The sequence below is a fragment of the Chromobacterium vaccinii genome, assembly GCF_001855275.1.
Classification (GTDB): domain Bacteria; phylum Pseudomonadota; class Gammaproteobacteria; order Burkholderiales; family Chromobacteriaceae; genus Chromobacterium; species Chromobacterium vaccinii.
On record NZ_CP017707.1, the window covers coordinates 2,573,358 to 2,594,314 of the forward strand.

The window sequence follows — 20,957 nt, forward strand, 5'->3', positions numbered from 1 at the left end:
ACAGACGACGGGTTCTCGGCCGAAGCGGTCGACAAGCTGACTATCTAACAATGGCAGGTATGCACAAAAACCCGGACACGTTCAAACGCAAGAAATCACTAATTTGAATAACAATGGATTTCGGCAGTATTTTTTTGTGGCAAATCCGGCATCCGTACTCATAGCGGATACCGTCGCGCGGCAAATGCGGCGTGAGCGGCAGCCAGCTCGATTGAAGACAGCAAATAGTCTGGGCTGTCAGACAACTTCGATATGGCCAGATCGAGAAATGACCGCACTCGGCTGGGTTGTGCCGCCCGGCTGCCATAGTAGACATGCAGGGCAATGGGTGCGCTCATAAAAGGTAGCAGTACCGGAATCAGACGGCCTGCACGGATATGCGGTGCTGCCGACAGATTAGCAACTTGTCCGATCACCTGACCTGCCAGCATAGCCTGCAGCTCCAGCTCGGTATCGTTGCTGTAAAAGGCAGGTGAAAAGTGGCGCTGCACCACGCTGCCGTCGATAGTTAGATACCAGGGTGAAACCTTGCCGCTACTGGGGTGGCGGAAAATACTGCAGCGGTGCCCTGCCAGCTCTTCCAGCGTCTCTGGTATGCCATGCCTTGCCAGATAATCAGGGGCAGCGCAAACGATTAGCTGGATGGGGAATAGGCGACGGCTGATCACCCCATCTTGTGCCGATGCCCCGATCCGAAAGCCGACATCCACCCGTTCCAGAACCCAGTTGCCAATGCCGTCGTCCAGCTGGACATCAGGACGAACGCCAGGATGCTCGCGACAAAAGGTGTCCAGCAAGGGCATCAGGATGCTGGCAAAGGATGACTTGGGCCCGACGATGCGCAGCGGCCCGCTAATCCCTTCCCTTCCCGCACGGGCGGTACTTACTGCGCGCTCCAATGTCGCCAGCGCCGGCTGCGCATCCTCCAAAAACTGCAGACCTTCTTCAGTCAGTGCCAAGCTGCGCGTAGTCCGGTGCAGCAAACGCACGCCCAGATGTTTTTCAAGTAAAGCAATGCTCTGAGTCGCCGCTTGCGGTGATACGCCTTGGGCCTGCGCCGCCTTGCGGATGCTGCCAAGCTCTACCGCTTTGGCAAACATGGAGATAGAGCGCAATTCATTGATGGGCATGAGAGTACCTGCTGTGTCTGCCGAATTATCAATAAAAAATTGCCACTGATGCAAGGTTTTATCGGCTACTCGATTGATATTTAACGACTTATAGTCACCTCATCAATTTGCGCTAGAGGTGAATCATATGAAAGAAACCCTTGTCGTCGTCGGAGCCGGGCAGATCGGCCAGGCCATCGCGCGCCGAATTGGCGTTGGCAAACAGATCATGCTGGCTTCGCTACGAATAGAAGAGGCCGAACAGGCGGTGGAACTGTTTCGCCATGCCGGTTTCAGCGCCACCGCAGCCAGTGTGGACGTGAGCTCGCGCGCTTCTGTCAGCGCATTGGTGGAACAGGCCTGCCAGTTGGGGCCGATCACCGGGCTGATCCACGCCGCCGGCGTATCGCCCTCTCAAGCGCCGGTTGCCGCCATTTTGCGGGTGGATCTGTATGGTACGGCGCTGGTGCTGGAGCTGTTTGGCAATGTCATGGCCTCCGGGGGCTCTGCCGTGGTCATCGCCTCGCAGTCTGGCCACCGCCTGCCGGCACTGAGTCAGCAGCAGGATCGGTTACTGGCGCTGACACCAACGGAAGAACTGCTGCAACTGGATTTTCTGCAACCTGGGCAAGTGCTTGACACCCTGCATGCCTACCAGTTGTCCAAACGTGCCAACTCACTGCGGGTGATGGCCGAGGCGGTACGCTGGGGCCAGCGTGGAGCGCGGGTGAATACCATCAGCCCCGGCATCATCATCACCCCGTTGGCCAACGACGAGTTGAACGGCCCGCGTGGCGCCGGCTATCGCAGCATGATTAGCGCCAGCCCGGTGGGACGTGCAGGAACCCCCGACGAAGTGGGCCATGTCGCGGCCCTGCTGATGGGGCCGGATGGTACTTTTATCACTGGCAGCGACATTCTGATGGATGGCGGCGTGACCTCAGCCTTCCGTTTTGGGGACATTGCACAGCCGGTCGCGCAGAGAGGAGCCTGATTGCACGGCAATCAGCTGATGCGAGACAAGATTAACGATTGAACCATTCAGAAAGAACCGAACAATGAGCTACCGCGTTAAAAGTTATGCGGCACAATCCTCCAGCAGTCCGCTGGCCCCGTTTCAGTTTGAACGCCGCATTCCCCGTGCAGACGATGTGGTGATCGAGATTCTGTATTGCGGCGTCTGCCATTCCGATGTCCACAATGTACGTAACGATTGGGGCAATGCCAATTATCCCATGGTTCCCGGTCATGAAATCATCGGCAGGGTCATTGCCACCGGAGCTGGCGTTACTCGTTTCAAGGAGGGCGATCACGTCGGTGTTGGCTGCCTGGTGGCCTCCTGCCAGCGCTGCGACGCCTGTGACCATGGCCACGAGCAGTACTGCCAGAATGGCGCTACCTACACCTATAACCACACCGACCCGATAGACGGTACGCGCACTTTTGGCGGTTATAGCGAAAAGATCGTGGTGGCGGAAGACTTTGTCCTGAAAGTACCGAATACGCTGGACCTGGCCGGTGCGGCACCCTTGCTGTGCGCAGGCATCACCACTTATTCCCCACTGCGCCACTGGAAAGTGGACAAGAGCAGCAAGGTGGCGATTGTCGGCCTGGGGGGGCTCGGACACATGGGATTGAAGTTGGCCAAGGCCATGGGGGCGGAGGTGACATTGTTCAGCCGTTCGCCGGGCAAGGAGCGTGACGCGCGCAGGCTGGGGGCTGACCATATCGTCATTTCCACCGATGTACAGCAGATGGCCGCCGTTGCGGGCCGCTTCGACCTCATCATCAACACGGTGCCCTACAAGCATGATGTCAACCCCTACATTCCGACGCTGGCCTCCGGCGGCACCATGGTGATGGTGGGCTATCTGGGGCCGCTGGATAACTTCAATACCGGACCGCTGGTATTCCGCCGCAAGGCATTGGCCGGTTCGCTGATCGGCGGCATTGCCGAAACTCAGGAAATGTTGGATTTCTGCGGCCTGCACGGCATTCACTCCGATATAGAGCTGATCGCCATCCAGGACATCAACCAGGCCTTCGAACGCATGCTTAAGGCTGATGTGAAATACCGCTTTGTGATTGACATGAACACCTTGAAAGAGTCCATATGAACGCCCTGAGCCAGAATACGAGTCAGCCCTCGGAGCAAGGCTTGATGATTACGCCCGCCTCTGGCCGCGACACCGTGGATGCGCCTGCCGAGTTTTTTACCGGCAGCGTCAAACTTGAAATGCTGTTTACACCGGCGGGGCCTGATCGCACTTCGGCAGGTCTAGTCACTTTTCCTGCTGGCGCTCGCACCCACTGGCACAGCCATCCGCTGGGACAGACCCTGGTAGTGACCGCAGGCACGGGTTATGTGCAACGGGCAGGCGGACCGCTGCAACCGATCAGGTCGGGAGATGTGGTGCGCATTCCGCCTGAGGTAAAACACTGGCATGGCGCCGCATCGGATAGCAGCATGAACCACATCGCCATTCAGGAGGCGCTAGATGGCAAGTCTGCCACCTGGCAGGAGGCGGTCAGCGATGCGGATTATCTCGGTGGTAAGCTAGATGTCAATCTGAGCGATCAGAGCCCGCCGTAACCCATGTCAGTATGGATTACCGCTCATTTGCTAGATACTTTTATGACTGCTTCCAATACGAAAACAGCCGTCTTTTATCTGGCACGCGAAGGACAGCTTTAGCCGAAAAGCGGGCATCTGAAGAATTGATACGACAGGGCAAAGAAGAAGGGGCCCGCGGCCCCTTCTCTCTTGTCAGACTCCGACGAACTTTATTCGGATCTGACAGACTTCGCTCTAGTCACGGCCGCCGAATTGGCTCACTCCACCGTCACGCTCTTGGCCAGGTTCCGCGGCTTGTCCACATCCGTGCCGCGCGACAGCGCGACATGGTAGGCCAGCATCTGCACCGGGATGGTGTGGACGATGGGGCTGAGGACGCCGACGTGGCGCGGGGTGCGGATCACGTGCACGCCGTCGGATTCGCTGAAGTGGCTGTCGGCGTCGGCGAACACGAACAGCTCGCCGCCGCGGGCGCGCACTTCCTGCATGTTCGACTTCACTTTCTCCAGCAGCGCGTCGTTGGGGGCGATCACCACCACCGGCATGTTCTCGTCCACCAGCGCCAGCGGGCCGTGCTTCAGCTCGCCGGCCGGGTAGGCTTCGGCGTGGATGTAGGAGATTTCCTTCAGCTTCAGCGCGCCTTCCAGCGCGATCGGGTAATGCAGGCCGCGGCCGAGGAATAGCGCGTCGTCCTTGGCGGCGAAGCGCTCGGACCAGGCCTTGATCTGCGGTTCCAGGTTCAGCGCGTGCTGCACGCTGCCCGGCAGGTGGCGCAGCTCGTCCAGGTATTGCGCCTCCATCCCGGCCGATACTCGGCCACGGGTCTTGCCCAGGGTCACCGCCAACGCGAACAGGCCCACCAGCTGGGTGGTGAAGGCCTTGGTGGAGGCCACGCCGATTTCGGCGCCGGCGCGGGTGTAGAACACCAGGTCGCTGGCGCGCGGAATGGCGGATTCGCGCACATTGCAGATGGACAGCGCGTACTGGTGGCCCAGCTCCTTGGCGTACTTCAGCGCTTCCATGGTGTCCAGCGTTTCGCCGGACTGGGAGATGGTGACGATCAGGTGTTTGGGATTGGCGAAGGCGTCGCGGTAGCGGTATTCGCTGGCGATTTCCACGTCGCACGGCAGGCCGGCGATGCTCTCGATCCAGTACTTGGCGGTGAGGCCGGCGTAGTAGCTGGTGCCGCAGGCCAGGATCTTCACGCCTTCCAGCTGCGGCAGGATGGCAGCGGCGGCCTGGCCGAACAGCTCCGGATTGAAGCCGGCGTCCTGCACCGCTTCGATGGTGTCGGCCAGCGCTTTCGGCTGTTCGTGGATTTCCTTCTGCATGAAGTGGCTGTACGGGCCCAATTCCAGCGATGCCAGCGACACGTCGGACAGATGCACTGGGCGCTCGATGGCCTGGTCGTTCTTGTCCATCAGCTTGACGCCGTCGCGGGTGAGGTGGCCGATGTCGCCCTCTTCCAGGAAGATCACGCGGCGGGTGGCGGACAGGATGGCGGAGACGTCGGAGGCGATGAAGTTTTCGCCTTCGCCCAGGCCCACCAGCAGCGGGCAGCCCATGCGGGCGCACACCAGTTCGTCCGGACGGTCCAGCGCGATCACGCCGATGGCGTAGGCGCCGGTCAGCTCGCGGGTGGCTTTCTTCACCGCGTCGAACAGGCTGTCGCCGGCCTGGTAATAGTGATGCACCAGGTGGGCGATCACTTCGGTGTCGGTTTGCGATTCGAAGGCGTAGCCCAGGCCCTTCAGGCGCTGGCGCTGCTGTTCGTGGTTTTCGATGATGCCATTGTGCACCACGGCGATCTTGCCGAAGGAGATGTGCGGGTGGGCATTGTATTCGGTGACGCCGCCATGGGTGGCCCAGCGGGTGTGGCCGATGCCGAGCTGGCCTTGCAGGCGTTCCTCGGCGGCGGCGCTTTCCATCTCGGCCACGCGGCCGACGCGGCGCACGCGGCGGATTTCGTCGCCGGCCAGCACGGCCACGCCGGCCGAGTCGTAGCCGCGGTATTCCAGACGCTTCAGGCCATCCACCAGGATGGGAACGATATTACGCTTGGCGATGGCGCCAACGATGCCGCACATTATTTTCTCCTTGCACTACTGTCTTGAACTGCGGGCGCGCAAATCAGCGTCACGCCCTTCGCTTGAATCTTGTCTCTGGCGTCTTGCGCCAGGCCATCGTCGGTCACAAGGGTGTGGATCTTGTCCCACGGCAATTCCAGATTGGGAATGCGGCGACCGATCTTTTCCGACTCCACCATCACGATCACCTCGCGCGCCACTTCCGCCATCACGCGGGACAGGCCCACCAGCTCGTTGAAGGTGGTGGTGCCGCGCTCCAGGTCTATGCCGTCGGCGCCGATGAACAATTGGTCGAAATCGTAGGAACGCAGCGCCTGCTCGGCGATCTGGCCCTGGAACGATTCCGAATGCGGGTCCCAGGTGCCGCCGGTCATCAGCAGGATGGGTTCGTTCTCCAGCTCGCGCAGTTGGCCGGCCACGTTCAGCGAGTTGGTCATCACCACCAGGCCGCGCTTGCCGCCCAGCAACGGAATCATCGCGCTGGTGGTGGTGCCGCTGTCGATGATGACGCGATTGTGGTCGCGCAGCCTTTCCGCCGCCGCGCGGGCGATTGCCTGCTTTCGTTTCGAAACTTGGCCGACATCCGGTTCGGCCGCCATTTCGCTGGGCAGCGACACCGCGCCGCCGTAGCGGCGCAGCAACAGGCCGCCGGTTTCCAGCAGGGCCAGGTCTTTGCGGATGGTGACCTCGGACGTGGCGAAGCGCTGGGTCAGCTCTTCCACGCTGACTTCGCCCCGCTCCTGCACCAGCGCGGCGATGGCATGGCGGCGCTGCTGGGTGTTTCGTTTTGTCATTAAAAGTTTCGCTTCGAAAGTTTTTCGATGATAACAGCGCAAGTTTTTCCTTGGCAAGGCCTATTTCGAAAGAAAGCGGCGCCGCCGGGCTGCGGCCGAAACACATGAAAAACGCCCGGCGTTCCCCATTGGAGAAACGCCGGGCGCGGGTCCTGCGCGCGAGCGGAATCAGCTCTTTTTCTGCGGCCGCTTCCAGCCCGGCACCGTCACCTGGCGCGCGCGCGCCACGGTCAGCTCGCCAGCCGGGGTGTCCTTGCTGATCACCGAGCCGGCGCCGATCGTGGAGTCTCGCTCCAAACGCACCGGCGCCACCATCAGCGTGCCCGAGCCGACGAAGACGTTGTCGCCGATCAGGGTCTTGAACTTGTTGACGCCGTCGTAGTTGCAGGTGACCGAACCGGCGCCGACGTTGACCTTGCGGCCGATCTCGGCGTCGCCGATATAGCTCAGGTGGTTGACCTTGGAGCCGTCGCCGATCTTGCTCTTCTTCACCTCGACGAAGTTGCCGATGTGCACGTGTCCGGCCAGCTCCGCGCCCGGACGCAGGCGCGCGTACGGCCCGATCCTGCACTCCTCGCCCACCGCCGCGTCCTCAAGATGCGAGAACGGCGCGATCCGGGTGCCGGCGGCGATCTTCACGTTCTTCAGCACGCAGTGCGCGCCGATTTCCACGTTGTCGCCCAATGCCACCACGCCCTCGAACACGCAGCCGACGTCGATGCTGACGTCCATGCCATGCTTGAGCTCGCCGCGGATGTCGATCCGCGCCGGGTCGGCCAGCGTGACGCCGGCTTCCAGCAGCGCTCGCGCCTGATTGGCTTGCAGAATGCGCTCCAACTCCGAGAGTTGCAGCTTGTTATTGACGCCGGCGGCTTCCCAGCTGGCATCGACGTTGGCGCTTTCCACCGCCACGCCGTCGCGCACCGCCAGTTCCAGCACGTCGGTCAGATAGTATTCGCCCTGGGCGTTGCCGTTGTTCAGCGCGTTCAGCCATCCCGCCAATCGCGCATTCGGCAGCGCCATCATGCCGGTGTTGATCTCGCGGATATTCAACTGTTCCGGCGTGCAATCTTTGTGCTCGACGATGGCTGTCAGCTTGCCGTCTGCCCCACGCACCATGCGGCCGTAGCCGCTGGCGTCGGCCAGCACATCGGTCAGCACCGCCATGCCGCCGCCGGCGGCCTGCTCCAGCCTTTGCAACGTGGAAACCTTGGTCAGCGGCACGTCGCCATACAACACCAAGGTCTTGCCGTCCGCCGGCAGGTGCGGCAGCGCCATCTTCAGCGCGTGGCCGGTGCCCAGTTGCTCCGCCTGCTCGGCCCATACAATGTCCGCATCCTGAATTCTGGCCCGCACCTGCTCGCCGCCGTGGCCGTACACCACCACCAGGCGGGACGGATTCAAGCCGCGCGCGGTACGGATCACCCGCGCCAGCATCGGCTCGCCGCCGATCGGATGCAGCACTTTGGGCTGGGAGGAATACATGCGCTTGCCTTTGCCGGCAGCCAGAATGACGATACTCAGACTATCCATGATCTTTTTGCTTCACCAGAACGGAAAAAGGCTGCCACTTGCGTGGCAGCCTGCACTATACACGATTACGTCTCGCGCATTCAGTGAGCGCGCTTCTTGAGGTAGTCCAGCGTCTTGAGCTCGGCAATGGCCAGCGCCAGTGCAACGTGGGCCTTGGCCGTGCTCATGTCGTCGGTCGCGTGCTTGAGGGCATCCTCGGCAGCGCGTTTCGCCTCATTGGCGCGGGCCTCATCGAGATCCTCGCCGCGAATCGCCGTATCGGCGAGTACGGTGATCAGCGTCGGTTGCACTTCCATCATGCCACCGGACACCGCCACCAGTACTTCGTCCTTGCTGCCCGGCACCCGAAGGCGCAGGACACCAGGCTTGATACGGGTCAGGAGCGGCACGTGTTGCGGATAGATACCGATCTCACCTTCGGTAGCCGGCGCCACGACAAACTCGGCCTCACCGGAATAGATGAGTTGTTCGGTGCTAACCACTTCCACATGCATCTTGGACATTAGCCCTCTCCTTAGTTAAGCGTCTTGGCTTTCTCGACGGCTTCTTCGATGCCACCAACCATGTAGAACGCTTGTTCCGGCAGGTGGTCGTATTCGCCAGCAATGATCGCCTTGAAGCCCTTGATGGTTTCGCGCAGCGAAACGTATTTGCCCGGCGAACCGGTAAATACTTCGGCCACGTGGAACGGCTGGGACAGGAAGCGCTGGATCTTACGGGCGCGAGCCACGACCAGCTTGTCTTCCTCGGACAGTTCGTCCATACCCAGAATCGCGATGATGTCGCGCAGTTCCTTGTAGCGCTGCAGCGTGGACTGCACGCCGCGGGCGACCGAGTAATGCTCTTCGCCGACGACCAGCGGATCCAGCTGGCGCGAGGTGGAGTCGAGCGGGTCCACGGCCGGGTAGATACCCAGCGATGCGATGTCGCGCGACAGAACCACGGTTGCGTCCAAGTGGGCGAAGGTGGTCGCCGGGGACGGGTCGGTCAAGTCATCGGCAGGGACGTATACGGCCTGGATGGAGGTAATGGAACCATCCTTGGTCGAGGTAATACGCTCTTGCAGACGGCCCATTTCCTCGGCCAGCGTCGGCTGGTAGCCCACCGCGGACGGCATACGGCCCAGCAGGGCGGACACTTCGGTACCGGCCAGGGTGTAACGGTAGATGTTGTCCACGAACAGCAGCACGTCGCGGCCTTTGCCGCTTTCGTCCTTCTCGTCGCGGAAGTGCTCGGCCATGGTCAGGCCGGTCAGCGCCACGCGCAGACGGTTGCCCGGCGGCTCGTTCATCTGGCCGTAAACCATCGCCACCTTATCCAGAACGTTGGAGTCCTTCATCTCGTGATAGAAGTCGTTGCCTTCACGAGTGCGCTCACCAACGCCGGCAAACACGGACAGACCCGAGTGCGCCTTGGCGATGTTGTTGATCAGCTCCATCATGTTCACGGTCTTGCCCACGCCGGCGCCGCCGAACAGGCCCACTTTGCCGCCCTTGGCGAACGGACACAGCAGGTCGATCACCTTGATGCCGGTTTCCAGCAGGTCGGTGGCGGCGGACAGCTCGTCGAACTTCGGAGCGGTCTGGTGAATGGCGCGACGCTTGTCGGTAGCCACCGGACCAGCTTCGTCCACCGGGTTACCCAGTACGTCCATGATGCGGCCGAGGGTGGCGGTGCCCACCGGCACCGAGATCGGTGCGCCGGTGCTGGCAACAGCCATGCCACGCTTCAGACCGTCGGAGCTACCCATAGCAATGGTGCGGACCACGCCGTCGCCCAGCTGTTGCTGAACTTCAAGCGTCAGATCGACGTCAACCAGCTTCAGGGCATCATAAATCTTCGGCATGGCATCGCGCGGAAACTCCACGTCGATCACCGCGCCAATGATTTGTACGATTTTGCCTTGGCTCATTATCGCTTCCTAAAATAAACTTTTCACAGTTCCGTAAACGGCTTACACCGCTGCGGCGCCCGCCACGATTTCCGACAACTCGGTGGTAATCGCCGCCTGACGCGCCTTGTTGTATACCAGGCGCAGCTGCTTGATGGTGTTGCCCGCGTTGTCGGTGGCGGCTTTCATCGCCACCATCCGCGCGGCCTGCTCGGAAGCCATGTTCTCGGCCAGAGCCTGGTACACCACCGATTCCAGATAACGACGCACCAAGAATTCCATCAGCGTCGGCGCATCCGGCTCGTACAGGTAGTCCCACGAGTGCGAATGCTCCACCACCATATGGTGCGGAGTCAGCGGAAGCAGCTGTTCCAGTGCCGGCTCCTGCTTCATGGTATTCACGAAGCCGGAGTAGACGATGTAAACCGCATCCAGTTCACCTTCAGCGTACTGGCTGAACAGAACGGTAAGCGGGCCAATCAGTTTTTCCATCTTCGGCACGTCGCCGAGATGGACCGCGCTAGCCACCACGTTGAGACGGGCGCGCTGGGCTGCCGCCAGGCCTTTCTGGCCCAGGCAGCAAACGTCGATTTCGACGTTCTGATCCCGCAATTCCTTGACCTTGGCAAAGAAGCGCTTGAACGAGTTCACGTTCAGGCCGCCGCAAAGACCCTTGTCGGAGGAAACCAGGATGATGCCGGCGCGCTTGACCACGTCACGACGGGCAAGCAGCGGGTGACCAAGTTCCGCGTTCGCCTGAGCGAGGTGCGCCATAACCGTGCGCACCTTCTCGGCGTAAGGACGGGCAGCGCGCATACGCTCTTGCGTTTTGCGCATCTTCGAGGTCGACACCATCTGCATAGCGCGGGTGATCTTCTGCGTGTTTTGCACGCTTCGGATCTTGGTGAGAATCTCTTTACCGACTGCCATATCCTGAACCTTTCTCTAGCTACGACTTGAGGCTAAGGCTCAGTTGAAGCTGTAGCCAGCCTTGAACGATTCCATCGCCTTGGCCAGTACCTTCTCATTGTCGGCAGACAGATCGCCGGAGGCGTTCACGGCCTTCAGCACATCAGCGTGGTTCGCGCGCACGTTGGCCAGGAACTCGGCCTCAAACGCCAGAGCCTTCTTCACCGGCACGTCTTCATACGAACCCTTGTTCACCGCCCACAGGGTCAGCGCCATTTCGGCGGTAGACAGGGTGGAGAACTGCTTCTGCTTCATCAGCTCGGTCACGACTTCGCCGTGCGACAGCTGCTTGCGGGTCGCTTCGTCCAGATCGGAAGCGAATTGCGCAAACGCCGCCAGCTCGCGGTACTGGGCCAGCGCCAGACGGATACCACCGCCCAGCTTCTTGATGACCTTGGTCTGGGCCGCGCCGCCGACGCGAGATACCGAGATACCGGCGTTGATGGCCGGACGGATACCTGCGTTGAAGAGGTCGGATTCCAGGAAGATCTGGCCATCGGTGATCGAGATCACGTTGGTCGGAACGAAGGCGGACACGTCGCCGGCCTGGGTTTCGATGATAGGCAGAGCGGTCAGCGAACCGGTCTTGCCCTTCACGGCGCCCTTGGTCAGTTTTTCCACTTCATCCTCGTTGATGCGGGAAGCGCGCTCCAGCAGACGGGAGTGGAGATAGAACACGTCGCCCGGGTAGGCTTCGCGGCCCGGCGGACGGCGCAGCAGCAGCGAAATCTGACGGTATGCCACGGCTTGCTTGGACAAGTCGTCGTATACGATCAGCGCGTCTTCGCCGATGTCGCGGAAGTATTCGCCCATGGTGCAGCCGGAATACGGCGCGATGAACTGCAGCGCGGCGGCTTCGGAAGCGGTGGCGGCCACGATGATGGTGTGTTCCATCGCGCCGTGCTCTTCCAGCTTGCGCACCACGTTGGCGATCGACGATGCCTTCTGGCCTACGGCTACGTAGATGCAGATGACGCCGTTGCCCTTCTGGTTGACGATGGCGTCGAGAGCGACGGCAGTCTTGCCGGTCTGACGGTCGCCAATGATCAGCTCACGCTGGCCGCGGCCGACCGGAACCATCGAGTCGATGGCCTTCAGGCCGGTCTGCATCGGCTGGGATACCGATTGACGCGCAATCACGCCCGGCGCGATCTTTTCGATCGGGCTGGACAGCTTGGCGTTGATCGGGCCCTTGCCGTCGATAGGCTGGCCCAGGGCGTTCACCACGCGGCCAACCAGTTCCGGACCAACCGGCACTTCCAGAATGCGGCCGGTGCACTTGACTTCGTCGCCTTCGGAGATGTGCTCGTACTCGCCCAGCACCACGGCGCCGACAGAGTCGCGCTCCAGGTTCATGGCGAGGCCAAAGGTGTTGCCCGGGAATTCGAGCATTTCGCCCTGCATCACATCGGCCAGGCCGTGGATGCGGACGATACCGTCGGTCACGGAGATAACCGTGCCCTTGGTGCGAACTTCAGCGCCTTCAGCCAGATTCTGGATCTTGGCCTTGATCAGATCGCTGATTTCAGAGGGGTTCAACTGCATGATCTCTCCTAATTCTTGAGGCTTGCTGCCATTGCCTGCAGTTTGCCGCGCACGGAAGCGTCGATGACGTCATCGCCCACCGACACGCGAACGCCGCCGATCAGGTCGGCGTTCTCACGCACGTCAAGACGCACGGCTTTGCCGTACTTCTTGGAAAGCGTGTTGGTCAGTTCGGCTTTCTGTTCATCGGACAAAGCAAAAGCGGACTCCACCAGGGCGTCCACGATGTTTTCCGATTGCGCCTTCAGCAATTCAAACTGCGCGGCGATTTCAGGCAGCAGCGTCAAACGGGCGTTCTCGATCAGCGCGGCGATGAAGCGTTTCACCTCATCGTTGCCGCGCGTGCCGAGCACATCCAGCATCAGCGCCTCAACCTCTTGTGCGGTATGTTTCGGATTGGTGACGACTTGGGCCAGATCCGGGTTGTTCACCATGGCAGCCAGCCACGACAGCGCGTCCGACCACTGGTCGAGCTTGCCCTGTTCCGTGGCGAGGCTGTATACCGCTTCGGCGTAGGGCCTTGCGACGGTAATGAGTTCTGCCATGAGTTAGTTAAAACTCCGCTTTGATGGAGGCAAGCAGGTCGGCGTGCTTAGCGGCGTCGATCTCCTTGCGCAGGATCTTCTCGGCGCCGGAAACGGCCAGGTCGGCGACATGCGCGCGCAGGGATTCCTTGGCGCGCAGCACTTCCTGGTCGATTTCAGACTTGGCGTCGGCCACGATGCGGGCACCTTCGGTGCGCGCCGCTTCCTTGGCTTCGTCCACGATCTGGTTAGCACGCTTTTCGGCGGCAACCACGATCTCGGTAGCCTGCTGCTTCGCCTTGCGGATTTCGTCCGCAACGCGCTTTTCAGCGGCTTCCAGATCCTGCTTGCCGCGTTCCGCGGCGGCCAAGCCATCAGCGATACGCTTGGCCCGCTCATCCATCATGTTGGTAAGCGGAGGCCAAACAAACTTCATGGTGAACCATACCAGGATGGCGAACGTGATCGCCTGGCCCAGTAGTGTTACGTTAAATTCCACGCTTGTTTTCCTCCAGAGTATGACTGCAACAACCGTCTACATATCCGTCGGAAACGGATTAGTGAGCCGCCTTAACGATAGCCAGGGCAGCGGACAGGAACGGGTTGTTGAAGGTGAACAGCATGGCAACACCAACGCCGATCATGGAGATCGCGTCCAGCAGACCGGCGATGATGAACAGCTTGGTTTGCAGAACCGGGATCATTTCCGGCTGGCGAGCGGAGGACTCGAGGAACTTGCCACCCAGAATGGCGAAGCCGATAGCGGTGCCCAGAGCGCCGAGGCCAATGATCAGAGCGGCAGCGATAGCGGTCATCGACTGAATCTGAGAAACGAGTGCTTCCATTGTGTATCTCCTAAGACTTAAAGCAAGGATGGTTGGGTAAAAAGAAGGATGAATCTACGGTAAATCAGTGCGCTTCCACCGCCAGGCTCAGGTACACGATGGTCAGCATCATGAACACGAAGGCCTGCAGGGTGATGATCAGGATGTGGAAGATCGCCCACGGCGCGCCCAGCACCCACTGCAGGCCCCAAGGCAGCAGCGCGATCAGGATGAAGATCAGTTCGCCGGCGTACAGGTTGCCGAACAAACGAAGAGAGAGCGAAATCGGCTTGGCGGCCAGTTCGACCAGCTGGAACGCGAAGTTCAGCGGAGCCAGGATGATGGCGCCGACCGGGTGAGAGCTGTGGAACGGAGCGGTCAGCAGTTCCTTGCCCCAGCCGCCGAGGCCCTTGGCCTTGATCGAGAAGCCGACGATCAGGATCAGCACCGACAGCGACATGGCGAAAGTGGAGTTCACGTCGGCGGACGGCACGACGCGGAAGTACACGTGGTGCGGCTCCAGGCCGAAGAAGGCGTAGCCGATCCACTGCGCGGCCATCGGGAACAGGTCTACCGGGAACAAGTCCATGAAGTTCATCAGGAACACCCAGCAGAAGATGGTCAGCGCCAGCGGGGCGATCATCTTGCTCTTGCCGTGGAACACTTCGCGAACCTGGGTCTGCACCATCTCGACGATCATCTCGACGAACAGCTGCAGGCGGCCAGGCGCTTCGATGCTGGCGCGGCGCGCCACCACCGCGAACACGGCGGCGAACAGGAAGCCGAGAACCAGCGAAATGGAGAAGGTGTCTACGTGCAGGCTCCAGAAGCCGGCGGAAGGATCCGAATTCCAGAAGGTGAGATGGTGCTTGATGTAATCGGTTGCGTTGCTTGCCATCGCTCTTTTCTCAATTTTTGATTAGAAGCCCGAAGCCGTAGCCGGAGGTGGCGGCAAAGAACCCACCCAAAAATCCGACTACGGACAAATCCTTGAAACTGGCCAAAACCACACCACTTAGCAGTACGGTCAGGCAAAACTTTACCGCCTCGGCCAGAAAATGCGCCTTGATCAGCGCCGCGGGCGCCACGTGACGCTTGGCGTAAGCGATCCTGGCGTACACCAGAGCCGGCGCCAGCACCGCCAAACCGCCCAGCAAGGCGGACACGGCGACAGTCACGCTGCCTGCGCTGGCGAGTAGCGCGACCACTACGGCCAGGCCGACCAAACTGGCCTGCAGGCGCAGCACGCGCTTCACTTCCGAATAGATCATGATCGCCAGTGCAAAAAAACCGCTGGATTATAGGCTTTGGGCTTGAGTTGCGTCAACTTTGCTCCAGCAGACTTTTTGCGCTGCAACAAACTCATTTCTTAGGATTTTTTTGCAACCTCTCCAGCAGGAAATCCAGCTCGTCCAGACTCGCATAATCTATGACCAGCTTGCCGCATCCGCCGGATGCCTGGCGGATGCTGACACGAGCGCCGATGGCCTCGGAAACCTGCTCTTCCAGCCGCGCCACGTCGGGATCGACGCGTTTTTGCTGCGGCGCAACTGTGGTTTTTTGCGCAGCATGCTGTTGTACTCTGCGCTCCACCTCGCGCACCGACATCCCTTTTCGCACCGCTTCGTTGGCCAATTCCAGCTGGAAAACCGTCGGCAGGCTCAGCAAGGCGCGCGCGTGGCCCATCTCCAGCTGGCCCTCGTGCATCATCTGCTGCAAGGGCTGCGGCAGCGCCAGCAGGCGCAGCAGGTTGGACACCGCGCTGCGCGAGCGGCCCACCGCGTCGGCGGCGGCCTCATGGGTCAGGCCGAACTCGTCGACCAGCCGCTTGATGCCCTGCGCCTCCTCGATCGGGTCCAGCTCCTGGCGCTGGATGTTCTCGATCAGCGCCATCGCCAGCGCCGCCTCGTCGGGCACGCTCTTGATCACCACCGGCACCTCGGAGAGGCCGGCCTTGCGCGACGCGCGCCAGCGGCGCTCGCCGGCGATCAATTCATAGTCGCCCAGGCCCAGCTCGCGCACGATCAGGGGCTGGATGATGCCCTGGGCGCGGATGGACGCGGCCAGCTCGTCCAGCGCCGCCTCGTTCATGAAGCTGCGGGGCTGATACTTGCCGGGACGGATGCTGTCGATGGGAAGAGTGGAAAGTCTGTCGTCCACCGCGTCAACGGTGGACAGGAGCGCGTCGAGTCCGCGCCCCAATCCTTTGAGTTTGGCCATATTGTCAGACGGTGGGAGTTGCGGTTGCGGGTTCGAGGCGCTCGACCAGCTCTTGCGCCAGCGCGAGGTAAGCCTGGGCGCCGCGCGAGCTGCGGTCGTAGACCAGGCCCGGCAGGCCGTGGCTGGGCGCCTCGGCCAGGCGCACATTGCGCGGAATCACGGTCTGGAACACTTTCTCGCCGAAGTGGCGGGCCAGTTGTTCCGACACCTGTTGCGACAGGTTGTTGCGGGCGTCGAACATGGTGCGCAGCAAGCCCATGATCTCGATCTTGGGATTGACCGCCACCCTCACCTTGCGCAGCGTGGCCACCAGGTCGGACAAGCCTTCCAGCGCGTAATACTCGCACACCATCGGGATCAGCACGCTGTCGGCGGCCACCAGGCCGTTCAGCGTCAGCAAGTTCAGCGACGGCGGGCTGTCGATCAGCACGTAGTCGTACTGGCCGGCCACTTCGGCCAGCGCGCTCTTCAGCCTCGCCTCGCGCGCCAGCTCGTTGACCAGCTCCAGTTCGGCTCCGCCCAGATCGCGGTTGGCGGGCAGCACATGGTAGCCGCCGGCCTTGGCGTCCTGGCGCGCCTCCTCGATGGTGGCCTCGCCCAAGAGCACGTCGTAGCCGGATTTCTCCAGCGACTGCTTGGCGATGCCGCTGCCCATGGTGGCGTTGCCCTGCGGGTCCAGATCGACGATCAGCACCCGCCGGCCGAGCTCGGCCAAACCGGCCGCCAGATTGACGACGGTGGTGGTCTTGCCCACCCCGCCCTTCTGGTTGGCCACCGCGATCACGCGTGGATTCATTGCAGCACCATCCTCACCAGATGGCGTTCGGCGTCCAGCCCCGGCACGGTTACCGGCAGCACCTCCGAAACCGCCACGCCTTGCGGCAGCAAGGCGATTTCCTCATACGGATACACGCCCTTCATCGCCACGTACTGGCCGTCGTCGGCCAGCAGGTGGCGAGTCAGCTTGACGAACTCGGACAGCTCCGAGAACGCGCGGCTGGTGATGCGATCGAACTTCTGCTCCGGCTGGTAAGCCTCGACGCGGTCGGTGACCACCTGCACATTGGGCAGGCCCAGCTCCAGCACCACCTGGCGCAGGAAGGTGGTTTTCTTGTGGTTGGAATCCAAGAGCGCCACCTGCAGGTCCGGCCGCGCGATGGCGGTCGGGATGCCGGGCATGCCGCCGCCGGAACCGACGTCCAGCATGCGCGTGCCGCCAGCCAGGTGCGGCACCAGGCTCAGGCTGTCCAGCAAATGATAGCTGACCATCCGCTCTTCCTGGCGGATCGCGGTGAGGTTGTAGGTCTGGTTCCACTTGACCAGCAGCGCCAGATAGCGCTCCAGCAGTTCCAGTTGCGGTTCGGTCAAATCCAGCGCCAGTTGCGCCAGCCCCTGTTTCAGTTCGGTGGTATGTAGTGTCATGCGGTCTTAGCGTCGGTGAAGCCGCGCTTCAGGTGCACCATCAGCAGGGCGACGGCGGCCGGGGTGATGCCCTGGATGCGAGAAGCCTGGCCCAGCGTCTCCGGACGCTGCTGGTTCAGCTTCTGCTGCACTTCCTTGGACAGGCCCTTGACCAGGCTGTAGTCGATGTCGCCCGGCAGACGGATGTCTTCCAGATTGTCGCGGCGCGCCAGCTCTTCGTTCTGGCGATTGATATATCCCTGGTATTTGACCTGAATTTCCACCTGCTCGGCAACCTCGTCGGCCAGTTCCGGCGCGCCGTCGGCGGCTTCCGGCACCGCCATCAGCTCGCGGTAGGCCACATTGGGGCGCTTGAGCAGGTCCTGCAGCGTGTATTCGCGCTCGATAGGCTTGCCCAGCACACTCGCCAGCGCGGCCGGGTCGGCAAGCTTGGACGGATGCAGCCAAGTAGTCTGCAGGCGCGCCTTTTCCGCCTCGACGGCGTCGCGCTTGCGGCAGAAGGCGTCCCACTGCTCGTCGCCCACCACGCCCAGCTTGCGGCCCATCTCGGTCAGGCGCAGGTCGGCGTTGTCTTCTCTCAACTGGAGACGGAATTCGGCGCGGCTGGTGAACATCCGGTACGGCTCGGACACGCCCTTGGTGATCAGGTCGTCGACCAGCACGCCAAGGTAGGCCTCGTCGCGGCGCGGGCACCAGGCGTCCTGCTCGCGGGCGAACAGACCGGCGTTCAGGCCGGCCAGCAGCCCTTGGGCGGCGGCTTCTTCATAGCCGGTGGTGCCGTTGATCTGGCCGGCGAAGAACAGGCCCTGGATGGCCTTGGTTTCCAGCGAGGCCTTCAGGCCGCGCGGGTCGAAATAATCGTATTCGATCGCGTAGCCGGGGCGCAGGATGTGGGCGTTTTCCATGCCGCGGATCGAGCGCACGGCGGCCAGCTGGATGTCGAACGGCAGGCTGGTGGAGATGCCGTTCGGATAGAATTCGTGCGTCGTCAGGCCTTCCGGCTCCAGGAACACCTGATGGCTGTCCTTGTCGGCGAAGCGGTTGATCTTGTCTTCGATCGACGGGCAGTAGCGGGGGCCGACGCCTTCGATCACGCCGGTGAACATCGGGCTGCGGTCGAAGCCGCTGCGGATGATGTCGTGGGTGCGCTCGTTGGTGTGGGTGATCCAGCACGGCAGCTGCTTCGGATGCATCTCGCGCTTGCCGCGGTAGGAAAACACCGGCTCCGGCGTGTCGCCCGGCTGCTCTTCCATCACAGAGAAGTCGACGCTGCGGCCGTCGATGCGCGGCGGGGTGCCGGTCTTCAAGCGGCCCACCGGCAGGTCCAGCTCGCGCAGGCGCTCGCCCAACGTGCTCGCCGCCTGGTCGCCGGCGCGGCCGCCGGTGTAGTTCTCCATGCCGACGTGGATCTTGCCGGACAGGAAGGTGCCAGCGGTCAGCACCACGGTCTTGGCGCGAAAGGTGATGCCGATGGCGGTGATGGCGCCGACCACACGGTCGCCCTCGATCAAGAGATCGTCCACCGGCTGCTGGAACAGCGTCAGGTTGGGCTGGTTCTCCAGCATCTCGCGGATGGCGGCTTTGTACAGGATGCGGTCGGCCTGGGCGCGGGTGGCGCGCACAGCGGGGCCCTTGGACGCATTCAGCGTGCGGAACTGAATGCCGCCGATGTCGGTGGCCAGCGCCATCGCGCCGCCCAGCGCGTCCACCTCTTTCACCAGATGGCCTTTGCCGATGCCGCCGATCGACGGATTGCACGACATCTGGCCCAGGGTTTCGATGTTGTGCGTAAGAAGGAGCGTGGCGCAGCCCATGCGCGCGGCCGCCAGCGCGGCCTCGGTGCCGGCGTGACCGCCGCCCACCACTATCACGTCGAAGCTTGTCGGATAAATCATGGCTGAAAGAGCAAACCGAACGGAAAAACGGGTTATTTTACGCCAAAACAGTTTGGCTGATAAGTCTTTGATTTCAATAACCCCGCCGCCGTCACCGAAACGTCAAAGACCCTTCACCGCATAGTCATGATATGGACATCGCAACGTCAAACAGCCCCCCTAGCATGTGACGAACCACAACGAGGGGCAAAACATGCTGCTAAATGAACAGCTTGCAAACAGGACCAAGCCGCGCCTGGCCGTGCGCCTGGCCCAGGGCGCCGAGGATATCCGCCGCGCGCAGAAGCTGCGCTACGAAGTCTTTGCGGGAGAAATGGGCGCGGAGTTGGCGTCGCGGGACTTGGGCATAGATTGCGACGAATACGATGAGCTGTGCGATCACCTGATCGTCGAGGACCACAACAGCGGCATGGTGGTGGGCACCTACCGCATGCTGTCTCCCACCAACGCGCGCCGCGCGCCGCGCCTGTATTCCGAGCATGAGTTCGACCTCTCCCGCCTTTCCCATCTGCGCGATGGGTTGATTGAAATGGGCCGTTCCTGCGTGCACCGCGACTTCCGCTCCGGCGCGGTGATCGCGCTGTTGTGGTCCGGCCTGGCCGATTACGTGCAGCAGCAAGGCGGCGCCTATCTCGCCGGCTGCGCCAGCGTGTCGCTGACCGACGGCGGCCACCAGGCGGTCAGCCTGTACCGCCAGCTGGAAGGCCAATATCTGTCGCCGGCCGAATGGCGGGTGTTTCCCCACCTGCCGCTGCCGCTGGACCGCGTGATAGACGACAGCGCGCCGGTGCCGCTGCCGCCGCTGATCAAGGGCTACCTGCGCGCCGGCGCCCATGTCTGCGGCGAACCCGCCTGGGACCCCGACTTCAACTGCGCCGACTTCTTCATGCTGCTGCCCATGAGCCGGCTCAGCGCGCGCCACAACAAGCACTTCATCGGCGCGGCCGCAGCCTGACCCTGCCCGATGCAAGCCGGGCCGCCGTCCTGCCCGGCTTGCGTCCGCTCCGCCGCGGCGCTCAGGGCCGCCAGCGCTCGCTGCCGGCATCGAAACGCCAACCCCGGGCGAGACAGAACGCTTCGACCGCATCGGCGAACGCCACCCGCTCTTCCATGCCTGCCCAAGGCCCCAGGCACGCGCAATCGACTGCGCCGCCGCGACGCAGCGACACCCTGACGCCGACAGGCTCATGGCCCCGGTAGTAAAATCCAACGGCAGCCAGCTCCCCGCAGTCAATGATTCGGGTAAGCCAGAGACCCCGCAGATGCAGCCTGCCGGCCGCCTCCCAGACCACCAACCGGTTTGCGGCGCGCCGCCCGCGGAAAATCATCCATATCGCCAAGCCAATGCCCAGCATGGCGAGACCAGCGCCCATGGCCGGCCACGCTTTCCCCAGCCCGATCAACGCCACCGCCGCGATCAGCCAGACGCCCATCGCGCGCGCGCCATCCCGGACCGCGACGCCCTGTGTTTTCTGTTCTTCTCCGCGCTCCACCCATCCCCCTTCGCCAACTTTCTTCAAAAAACCAAAACAAAAAGGAAAATTATTTCACAAAAACATCAAAATAAAC

Annotated in this window: 22 protein-coding genes; 4 read left to right on the forward strand and 18 right to left on the reverse strand. The window is 62.0% G+C overall.

Features of this window, described 5'->3' with window-relative positions:
* Positions 1 to 158 precede the first annotated feature (158 nt).
* Positions 159 to 1,184: a LysR family transcriptional regulator gene (locus tag BKX93_RS11955; RefSeq protein WP_244887174.1), complete on the reverse strand. Its 1,026-nt coding sequence runs from the start codon at positions 1,182 to 1,184 to the stop codon at positions 159 to 161.
* Positions 1,185 to 1,257: 73 nt separating this feature from the next.
* Between BKX93_RS11955 and BKX93_RS11960 the strand changes: the two genes are divergently transcribed.
* The 3 genes from BKX93_RS11960 (at position 1,258) to BKX93_RS11970 (ending at position 3,702) form a co-directional block, all read left to right on the forward strand.
* Positions 1,258 to 2,103 carry an SDR family oxidoreductase gene (locus BKX93_RS11960; protein WP_070979970.1) on the forward strand — a complete coding sequence of 282 codons (846 nt, stop codon included), beginning with the start codon at positions 1,258 to 1,260 and terminating at the stop codon, positions 2,101 to 2,103.
* Between the two features lie 64 nt (positions 2,104 to 2,167).
* Positions 2,168 to 3,226: an NAD(P)-dependent alcohol dehydrogenase gene (locus BKX93_RS11965; RefSeq protein ID WP_070979972.1), complete on the forward strand. Its 1,059-nt coding sequence runs from the start codon at positions 2,168 to 2,170 to the stop codon at positions 3,224 to 3,226.
* A complete protein-coding gene (locus BKX93_RS11970) occupies positions 3,223 to 3,702 on the forward strand; it encodes a (R)-mandelonitrile lyase (RefSeq protein WP_083340530.1) in 480 nt (159 codons plus the stop codon). The genes BKX93_RS11965 and BKX93_RS11970 overlap by 4 nt, the downstream gene beginning before the upstream one ends.
* Before the next feature lie 239 nt (positions 3,703 to 3,941).
* On the opposite strand, the gene glmS is transcribed toward BKX93_RS11970, so the two are convergent.
* The 16 genes from glmS to mnmG all read right to left on the reverse strand — a co-directional run bounded on the left by glmS (position 3,942) and on the right by mnmG (position 19,388).
* Positions 3,942 to 5,771 (reverse strand): glutamine--fructose-6-phosphate transaminase (isomerizing), encoded by a 1,830-nt coding sequence (gene glmS, locus BKX93_RS11975; RefSeq protein ID WP_046168432.1) that lies wholly within the window; start codon positions 5,769 to 5,771, stop codon positions 3,942 to 3,944.
* The gene (locus BKX93_RS11980) at positions 5,771 to 6,565 is read right to left on the reverse strand and encodes a DeoR/GlpR family DNA-binding transcription regulator (protein WP_046168431.1); all 795 of its coding nucleotides are present in this window, start codon (positions 6,563 to 6,565) and stop codon (positions 5,771 to 5,773) included. Before BKX93_RS11980 ends, glmS begins: the two co-directional genes overlap by 1 nt.
* A 168-nt stretch (positions 6,566 to 6,733) precedes the next feature.
* Positions 6,734 to 8,098: a bifunctional UDP-N-acetylglucosamine diphosphorylase/glucosamine-1-phosphate N-acetyltransferase GlmU gene (gene glmU, locus BKX93_RS11985; protein ID WP_070979973.1), complete on the reverse strand. Its 1,365-nt coding sequence runs from the start codon at positions 8,096 to 8,098 to the stop codon at positions 6,734 to 6,736.
* A gap of 80 nt (positions 8,099 to 8,178) precedes the next feature.
* On the reverse strand, positions 8,179 to 8,601 hold the full coding sequence (locus BKX93_RS11990; protein ID WP_046158743.1) for a F0F1 ATP synthase subunit epsilon: 423 nt from the start codon (positions 8,599 to 8,601) through the stop codon (positions 8,179 to 8,181).
* An 11-nt stretch (positions 8,602 to 8,612) separates the two neighbouring features.
* Entirely contained in the window at positions 8,613 to 10,010 is a 1,398-nt protein-coding gene (atpD, locus tag BKX93_RS11995; RefSeq protein ID WP_046168429.1) for a F0F1 ATP synthase subunit beta, read from the reverse strand.
* 42 nt (positions 10,011 to 10,052) lie between these two features.
* Positions 10,053 to 10,919, reverse strand: a complete 867-nt coding sequence (gene atpG / locus BKX93_RS12000; RefSeq protein ID WP_046158745.1) for a F0F1 ATP synthase subunit gamma — start codon at positions 10,917 to 10,919, stop codon at positions 10,053 to 10,055.
* 39 nt (positions 10,920 to 10,958) lie between these two features.
* Entirely contained in the window at positions 10,959 to 12,503 is a 1,545-nt protein-coding gene (atpA, locus tag BKX93_RS12005) for a F0F1 ATP synthase subunit alpha (protein ID WP_046158746.1), read from the reverse strand.
* An 8-nt stretch (positions 12,504 to 12,511) separates the two neighbouring features.
* Positions 12,512 to 13,048, reverse strand: a complete 537-nt coding sequence (locus BKX93_RS12010; RefSeq protein WP_046158747.1) for a F0F1 ATP synthase subunit delta — start codon at positions 13,046 to 13,048, stop codon at positions 12,512 to 12,514.
* A 7-nt stretch (positions 13,049 to 13,055) separates the two neighbouring features.
* A complete protein-coding gene (locus BKX93_RS12015; protein WP_021474886.1) occupies positions 13,056 to 13,526 on the reverse strand; it encodes a F0F1 ATP synthase subunit B in 471 nt (156 codons plus the stop codon).
* A gap of 58 nt (positions 13,527 to 13,584) precedes the next feature.
* Positions 13,585 to 13,872, reverse strand: coding sequence for a F0F1 ATP synthase subunit C (atpE, locus tag BKX93_RS12020; protein ID WP_021474885.1), 288 nt, complete (start codon positions 13,870 to 13,872; stop codon positions 13,585 to 13,587).
* Positions 13,873 to 13,936: 64 nt separating this feature from the next.
* Positions 13,937 to 14,749: a F0F1 ATP synthase subunit A gene (gene atpB, locus BKX93_RS12025; RefSeq protein ID WP_046158748.1), complete on the reverse strand. Its 813-nt coding sequence runs from the start codon at positions 14,747 to 14,749 to the stop codon at positions 13,937 to 13,939.
* 10 nt (positions 14,750 to 14,759) lie between these two features.
* On the reverse strand, positions 14,760 to 15,122 hold the full coding sequence (locus BKX93_RS12030; protein WP_046158749.1) for an ATP synthase subunit I: 363 nt from the start codon (positions 15,120 to 15,122) through the stop codon (positions 14,760 to 14,762).
* Between the two features lie 91 nt (positions 15,123 to 15,213).
* Positions 15,214 to 16,071 carry a ParB/RepB/Spo0J family partition protein gene (locus tag BKX93_RS12035; protein WP_046158750.1) on the reverse strand — a complete coding sequence of 286 codons (858 nt, stop codon included), beginning with the start codon at positions 16,069 to 16,071 and terminating at the stop codon, positions 15,214 to 15,216.
* 4 nt (positions 16,072 to 16,075) lie between these two features.
* Positions 16,076 to 16,867, reverse strand: coding sequence for a ParA family protein (locus tag BKX93_RS12040; protein WP_021474881.1), 792 nt, complete (start codon positions 16,865 to 16,867; stop codon positions 16,076 to 16,078).
* Entirely contained in the window at positions 16,864 to 17,493 is a 630-nt protein-coding gene (gene rsmG / locus BKX93_RS12045) for a 16S rRNA (guanine(527)-N(7))-methyltransferase RsmG (RefSeq protein ID WP_046158751.1), read from the reverse strand. The genes BKX93_RS12040 and rsmG overlap by 4 nt, the downstream gene beginning before the upstream one ends.
* Positions 17,490 to 19,388, reverse strand: a complete 1,899-nt coding sequence (gene mnmG / locus BKX93_RS12050; protein WP_070979975.1) for a tRNA uridine-5-carboxymethylaminomethyl(34) synthesis enzyme MnmG — start codon at positions 19,386 to 19,388, stop codon at positions 17,490 to 17,492. The genes rsmG and mnmG overlap by 4 nt, the downstream gene beginning before the upstream one ends.
* A gap of 193 nt (positions 19,389 to 19,581) precedes the next feature.
* Here mnmG and BKX93_RS12055 point away from each other — a divergent pair, with 193 nt between their 5' ends.
* Complete coding sequence (locus BKX93_RS12055; RefSeq protein WP_046158759.1) at positions 19,582 to 20,343, forward strand: GNAT family N-acetyltransferase; 762 nt, start codon at positions 19,582 to 19,584, stop codon at positions 20,341 to 20,343.
* Positions 20,344 to 20,404: 61 nt separating this feature from the next.
* Here BKX93_RS12055 and BKX93_RS12060 read toward each other — a convergent pair whose 3' ends face one another.
* Positions 20,405 to 20,881, reverse strand: a complete 477-nt coding sequence (locus BKX93_RS12060) for a hypothetical protein (RefSeq protein WP_145929307.1) — start codon at positions 20,879 to 20,881, stop codon at positions 20,405 to 20,407.
* Between the last annotated feature and the right edge of the window lie 76 nt (positions 20,882 to 20,957).